The sequence below is a fragment of the Clostridium lundense DSM 17049 genome (genome assembly GCF_000619945.1).
GTDB lineage: Bacteria > Bacillota > Clostridia > Clostridiales > Clostridiaceae > Clostridium_AO > Clostridium_AO lundense.
This window is the reverse complement of the sequence record NZ_JHVC01000017.1, coordinates 82302-89091: the sequence shown is the minus strand read 5'-3', so window position 1 is coordinate 89091 and position 6790 is coordinate 82302. Positions and strand designations below refer to the sequence as shown.

Here is a 6790-nt window from a genome sequence, read left to right as displayed (position 1 = left end):
CTAGGGTGTTCTTGACATGCAATTCATTGTTAATTATATTGTAATTAAGGCATGGAGTTTTACCATGACCTCCATGCCTATAAAATAATTATCATAGAAAGCTATTTACAGAAAAACTTTCACACTCTCTTTTATATACTACTCACTAAAAGGTAATGTACATTTCCTAATACTACTTTCCATAGCAATTTCCATAATTCTTATAGTATTTCTAGCCTGAATAGGGGTAACCTTTAGGGATTCTTCTCCTAAAAGAGTTCTATATATATTTTCATAAAAAGCTCTGTAATCGCCTTTTTCACTTTCTACTTTTCCTATAATGTGCATTCCATTAATTTCTGTATTTATATTACCCCAAAGGTGTTCATTTTCTTCTCCCCAATTTGGACAATGTAAGGGCAATTTACCTTCTCTTAGGGCATCTTCTTGAGGATCCATACCATATTTTATGAAGGAGCCTTTATCACCAAGTAATATGTAATGAGGCAAGTTTTCTCTTACTAACATACTAGATTTTAGCACTACCTTTAAATTAGGATAACCTAATACTATATTGAAACAATCAGGTGCTTTACCACCTTGTCTCTCTATCCTAATATCAGCAGTTATTTCTTCTGTAAGTCCAAAAAGCCACTGCGCTCCATCTATTAAATGAGCTCCTAAATCATACAGCATACCAGAACCAGGAATATTTTGTTCTTTCCAGGAATCTTTTTTAATTTCAGGTTTATATCTGTCAAAATGCACTTCATATTGCACTAATTTACCTAAAGCATGGTTTTTTATAATCTTTTCTACTGTTTTAAAATCGCTATCAAATCGCCTATTATGATGTACAGTTAAAAGCCTATTTTTATCTTTAGCTAATTGAATTAAATTATCGGCTTCTTTGCTAGTCACTGTAAAAGGTTTCTCTACTATTACATTTTTATTGTTAGATAAAGCTTTATAAGCTAATTCATAATGATATGGAGTAGGAGTAGCAATAACTACTAAATCTATGGAACTATCCTCAAATATGTCTTTTGTATCAGATACTATAGAGCTTTTGGGAAAATTAATATTTGCTAAATTAACATTTTCTTTCTGTCTTTCAAATATCTTAACTATTTTTAATCCAGGTACACTAGCAATAATAGGTGCATTATAGATTCTACCTCCAGAGCTATACCCTATTAAACCAACATTTATTTTTTTATCCATGTATTAATCCCCCTTAAAATATAATTTTATATTTTATATTTATATTATCATATCGGAGGGTATAGGAAAATTAGAATAAGTAATTGCTTAACTTTTAGTTCCTATTTTAATTATTTCATCTGATGGTTTGTATAGATCAGTTGAAATAAGTTCTCTAGATACTTCTTTATTGTTTTCATAGCGTACTAAAAAAACTTTTACTTTACAACCAGGTTTAGGAGATTGAACTTTTTTTATAGTGCCTTTTGGTAAAGTAGGGTCTGGTTCTTCAACTTTTTTAGGATCTGTTTTTTCATATATTTCATTTACAAGATTATATTTTACTTTATTAAAAGAACTATTAGAATAAACATTGAAAGTTATTTTACCATCATTTGTATAGCCTTCTATATAAATAGGATAAGATAGTGTATTCTTAAATTTGTAGTCAATATCTTTATTTGATACTGTAGCATCAAATCCAGGCTCTATATAAGCAGGAGCTATAGAATGATTTGTCCTTTCTATTGATTTAATATTACATCTTATAATTGCATTATATAAAGTTGTAGATACTTGACACAATCCTCCACCGATACCTGCTTCTAGCTTATTGTTAATAATTATAGGAGCTTCTTTATAGCCTTTCTCTGCGGTTGTGTTTCCTATAAGTTTATTAAAACTAAAAGTATCACCAGGCATAATTAATATTCCATTTAATGTGTTTGTAGCAATTTGAATATTAGTAACTCTACCTTCTGGAGAATTACCAAAGTTTGTAGAAAAAGAAGAAACTATAGAATTTATTTGTCTTAACTTTTCTTCAGTAATATTCCCACTATAGGTTTCAATTTTAGCTATTACTTTATTATTGTTGTTCTCAGCAGTATTAATTTTAGATAAAATACTATCCATTAAATCTTTTTTATTTAATCTAACACCTTTTACATCCTTTGTAACATATATGTTACTTGGAGATGTGATTTTGATTGAGGCGTTACTTGGAGGTTTATTAATATCTTTTTCTATATTACTTATAAATTTTTCAATATATTTTGTATCATATTTTACATTAATGCTAAGTTTTCTTTCCTTTGGATTTTTTATTTCATTAGCTTTTTTTAATAAACCTAAATTTTTCCCATATGATAAGGCATCATTTACCACATCTTCTATATTGTATTTAGGATTAGCTTTAGATAATTGTAGTGTATAAGTTTTATTTCCAGCTTTAACTGAAATGTTAGTATCCTTTACTTTTTTAAAATTATTGTTCAATATTTTTATAGCTTCATCTTTTCTTTTCCCAGATACATCAATGTCATTAATAAATGTAGTTGGGTATATTTTATCTTCCCAATTTTTTGTATAATAATATTGTGAAATTGGATATGATATAGAAGCAATAAGTAAAATAAAAATAATTACTAACCAAGCCCCAAATTTTTTCATATTATCATTCCTTTATATTAAATTCAGAGTACAGATAACAGACACTGTCAATTGTCATCTGTCAACTGTCAACTAAAAAAGTGCAATGCATTTTTTATAGTTTACTATTAGTTTAAACATTTATGTGAGGTTTATGTACCGACACAGAATACTAGTACTTCAGTGCCGAGATGAATGTTCCATAAACTTCTAAAGTAAAAATAGATAAAAAACAAATAAGTAGCATAGAACTATAAAAGTCCATACTACTTTGGGGCATAAGGTAAAAAAACTATAATAATCACTAGGACCATAGTGAATTACCATAGTTTTTAAGGTTTTTAATATATTTAATTTCAAAGAATTTATTTACTGATACAGCGATTATAACACCTATTGTAGTATCTATTATTCTATTAAGTGCATAGGCATCAGAAGGCATACCCTTAAGATTTGTCATTATAGCTACAAAAACAATGCAACTTATTACAATAGAGCTAGTTTTTTTAAAAAGGTTACATAGGTATATAACTATTACAATACCAAGTCCACAATATATAGCAGTATCTTTAAGAAAAATAAAGAATATTAATCCTACAGCAGCACCTATACAAGTGCCAATAACCCTGCTCTTTCCTGCGGAATAAGAGTTGCATGAGGTATCCCTCATACAGCTAATTGCGGCTATACAAGCATAAAAAGGATAAGGCCTATGAAAAAAGTTAAACAATACAACACATAAAAGTACAGAAATAGCTGTTTTTATATTTAACATATCTATTTTTGCCATAATCCCATCTCCCAAATGTTGATTAAAGTAAGTAATATTATTTTATCATAAAAATATATATTTTGTCTTAAAATAAGGCAACTTATTTTAAGTAAATCATCCTAACATTTACCACAAAACATTTTATGGTAAATATTTTGTGATTATTATATAATCAATATAAACAATTAAATAGATAGCAAAAGTAAGGAAGATATCATGAAATATATAATTAATAAGTTAAAGTTTGATAAAGTAAAATTAATTTTTATATCTCAATGGTTTTTGTATATAATGTTTGAAGCATGTGTGGGCAATTTTAGAAGTTATAAAGATTTTTTTATGAGTATTTTACCATTTATATTTTTTTATATAATGGCAATTGTATTTTTAATTATTCAGGATATTAAAGAATATCTTAAAAACTTAAATACATTGATTAATATTTGTTTTTACTTGATAGTTATAGAGCAAATCATAAAAGTTGTAATTCGTTTTTTTGTTCCATACAAAGTAAAGATTCCTGTTTTACATGATTGGCTATATATTTATAGTATCATTAACTCTCAAGGTTGTTGGATAAATTCAAGATTTAAATTAGGTATTTCACTTTTATGGTTAGATATAATAAATTTAATAAGTATAGTTTTAATTATTCAGATGTACAGATTTTACATTAGTTTTAATAACAAAAGTTTTTGGATAGACTGCACTTTTATAATGATGATATCTGGTGCTATTTGTTCTTTTATTGATAAAGTTTTTTTTGGTGGTTCTTTGGATTATATAGGATTAAAGGGCTTATTTATAATAGATTTAAAGGATATATATATTACTTTAGCATTATGTTGCTTTTTAGTCCAATTTGTGGAAGAAAACTCCATAGAAGAATGTTTGGAAATGAGTTTTGAAGAGGATATAAATTTATTAAAGAATTTTATTAATTATAGTCAAAAGGATATAAAAAAGTTAAAAGATTATGTGAAGGATATGATGTATTAGTAAGAGGCTTTTGGTGAATAGTAAAGAATAAATGGATAATTTTTCCTTATGTGAATTACTAAAAATTTTTTGCAATAGCGTGGAGAAAAATTATCCTTATGTGTTCTCTGTCATCTGTACTCTAAAAATTGTGTAATATTTTCTAAGGTTGACTTTTTATAAACTTTATATTTCCTTCAACAGCATATTCACCTAAGTAGGCTGGAATAAGAACACTATCCCCTAAACTAAATGTTTCTTCACCATTTGAATATTTTATTTTGCCTTGTCCTTCTACACAAGTAATTATAAAAAATTTATCTTTATCACTTCTTTCTTTGAAAATTGTATTAACTTTTATCAAATCTATAGTAAACTTATCACATGAACATAATGGAGTTTTAATATAACCATCATATTCTTCTTCTTTACATATACAGGGTTCCCCTTTTAAACTTAAATCTATAACATCTAATGCTTTAGCTACATGAAGTTCCCTTCCTCTATTATAATCAAAAACCCTATAAGTTATATCACTATTTTGTTGTATTTCCGCAATTATAATTCCTTTGCCAATAGCATGTACTAGTCCGCTTTTTATAAAGAATACATCTCCCTTTTTTACAGGTATTTTGTTTAAATATTTATCTAAAACACCATTTTTTAAAGCAACTAAAAATTGTTCCTTTGTACAATTTTTAGTTCCTACAATAATGTTAGCACCTTCAAAGGCCTCTAGTACATACCAGGCTTCGTTTTTTCCCATTTCACCTTCAAAGTTTTTAGCATATGTATCATCTGGGTGTACCTGTACAGAAAGCATATCTTCAGTGCTAATTAATTTAACTAAAAGAGGAAACCAGTATTTTGAAACAGTATTACCTAGAAGCTCATTTCCTTTTATTTGTATAAGGTCATCTAGCTTCATACCTTTAAATTTCCCGTTAGAAATAATACTAGTTCCATTATGATGACAAGCTACATCCCAACTTTCACCAATACTTCCCTTTGGTAGGTTATTTCTAAAAAGTTGTAACGTTCGCCCTCCCCAGATTTTAAGAAAATATATACTTTGAAATTTTAATGGATACATTACAATCCTCCACATATCAAATAATTTTATCTATATAGTTATATATTATTATGTATGTGGAAAAGTATTACATTTAAGTTGTGATTGGAAATATTTAAGGACTATAAAAATATTTATCATTTACATCACAAGTTTTATTTTAATAATTAATCATAGAATAATAATTTAATTATTAAGGGATTATAAAAGTGAAAAATTAAAATCTATTTAAGAATTTAATGGCAAAGTATATAGATAAATTCTAATAATTAGAATAAAAATAATATTATTGTTGTTGAAAAATATCAGAAAGTTTAAAAAAACTAGAAAATATGAAGAATTATATGTATAATATTAAATAATCAATAAATATAAAAATTGAAAATAAAGAATAAATAATTTATAATCTAGGTGATAAGGATGTATGTAGGATATAAAATAGTAAAAACCCTTAGCAATAATGTAGTAGTTACAGAAAAAGACGATAAATTATTTGTGCTACTTGGCAAAGGCATTGGCTTTGGAAAGAAAAAAGGGGATATAATATCTGAGGATAAAGGTGTTGAGCATAAGTTTATACAAATTAATGACAAAGAAAAGAATGTTTATGAAGATATATTAAAAAGTGTAGATGAAGAAATTTTAGCTTTGACAGAGGAAGTAATATCATTAGCCTCAGAAAAATTAGGAGAAGAATTAAATTCTCATATACATGTGGGATTAGCAGATCATATAAACTTTGCTATAAAAAGAATAAAGGAAGGAATTGATATAGTAAATCCTTTTCTTTATGAAATTAAAACTTTATATCCTATAGAATATTTAATAGGAGAAAAGACTTTAGAATTAGTAAGGGAGAAGTTAAATGTTGAACTTCCAGAAAGTGAAATTGGTTTTATAGCCCTTCATGTTTATTCTGCTAGAGTAAACATAGCTGTTGCAGATAGTTTAAGAAATACAAAGGTAGTTAGCGAAGTAGTAGATTTTATTAGTAGAAAATTAAATATAGCTATAGATGGAAAATCATTAGAATATTCAAGACTTGTTTCTCACTTAAGATATGCTATTTATAGAATTGAAAATGATAAAAACTTGGAAAATATGTTTTTGCCTTCGGTAAAAAAACAATTGGAAAAGGAATTTCAAATTTCAAAAGAAGTATGTAGATTCATAGGGGAGAAATTGAATAAAGAAGTTCCAGAAGATGAGATAGGATATATAGCAGTTCATATACACAGATTATTAGAAAAAAATTAAATATAATTTGGCGTGTTACTGAGAGAGTCAGGCATGAGCCTTAAAAAATGCTTTGTTAGCATTTTTGGGTTCATGCTTTTTTGTTTCTTATTATAATT

The 6790-nt window shown here is 26.7% G+C and carries 6 protein-coding genes; 2 read left to right on the top strand and 4 right to left on the bottom strand.

Annotated elements, in window-relative coordinates:
* Positions 1 to 138: 138 nt before the first annotated feature.
* The 3 genes from T514_RS0117290 to T514_RS24880 all read right to left on the bottom strand — a co-directional run bounded on the left by T514_RS0117290 (position 139) and on the right by T514_RS24880 (position 3403).
* Positions 139 to 1203, bottom strand: coding sequence for a Gfo/Idh/MocA family oxidoreductase (locus T514_RS0117290; protein WP_027625905.1), 1065 nt, complete (start codon positions 1201 to 1203; stop codon positions 139 to 141).
* Positions 1204 to 1290: 87 nt separating this feature from the next.
* Positions 1291 to 2634, bottom strand: coding sequence for a VanW family protein (locus T514_RS0117285; protein WP_027625904.1), 1344 nt, complete (start codon positions 2632 to 2634; stop codon positions 1291 to 1293).
* Between the two features lie 283 nt (positions 2635 to 2917).
* On the bottom strand, positions 2918 to 3403 hold the full coding sequence (locus T514_RS24880) for an FUSC family protein (protein WP_207640949.1): 486 nt from the start codon (positions 3401 to 3403) through the stop codon (positions 2918 to 2920).
* A 198-nt stretch (positions 3404 to 3601) separates the two neighbouring features.
* Here T514_RS24880 and T514_RS0117275 point away from each other — a divergent pair, with 198 nt between their 5' ends.
* Entirely contained in the window at positions 3602 to 4384 is a 783-nt protein-coding gene (locus T514_RS0117275; protein ID WP_027625903.1) for a signal peptidase II, read from the top strand.
* A 142-nt stretch (positions 4385 to 4526) separates the two neighbouring features.
* On the opposite strand, the gene T514_RS24875 is transcribed toward T514_RS0117275, so the two are convergent.
* Positions 4527 to 5456: a type I phosphomannose isomerase catalytic subunit gene (locus T514_RS24875; protein WP_051542111.1), complete on the bottom strand. Its 930-nt coding sequence runs from the start codon at positions 5454 to 5456 to the stop codon at positions 4527 to 4529.
* A gap of 399 nt (positions 5457 to 5855) precedes the next feature.
* On the opposite strand from T514_RS24875, the gene T514_RS0117265 reads away from it, so the two are divergent.
* The gene (locus tag T514_RS0117265) at positions 5856 to 6692 is read left to right on the top strand and encodes a BglG family transcription antiterminator (RefSeq protein ID WP_034869530.1); all 837 of its coding nucleotides are present in this window, start codon (positions 5856 to 5858) and stop codon (positions 6690 to 6692) included.
* Positions 6693 to 6790 lie beyond the last annotated feature (98 nt).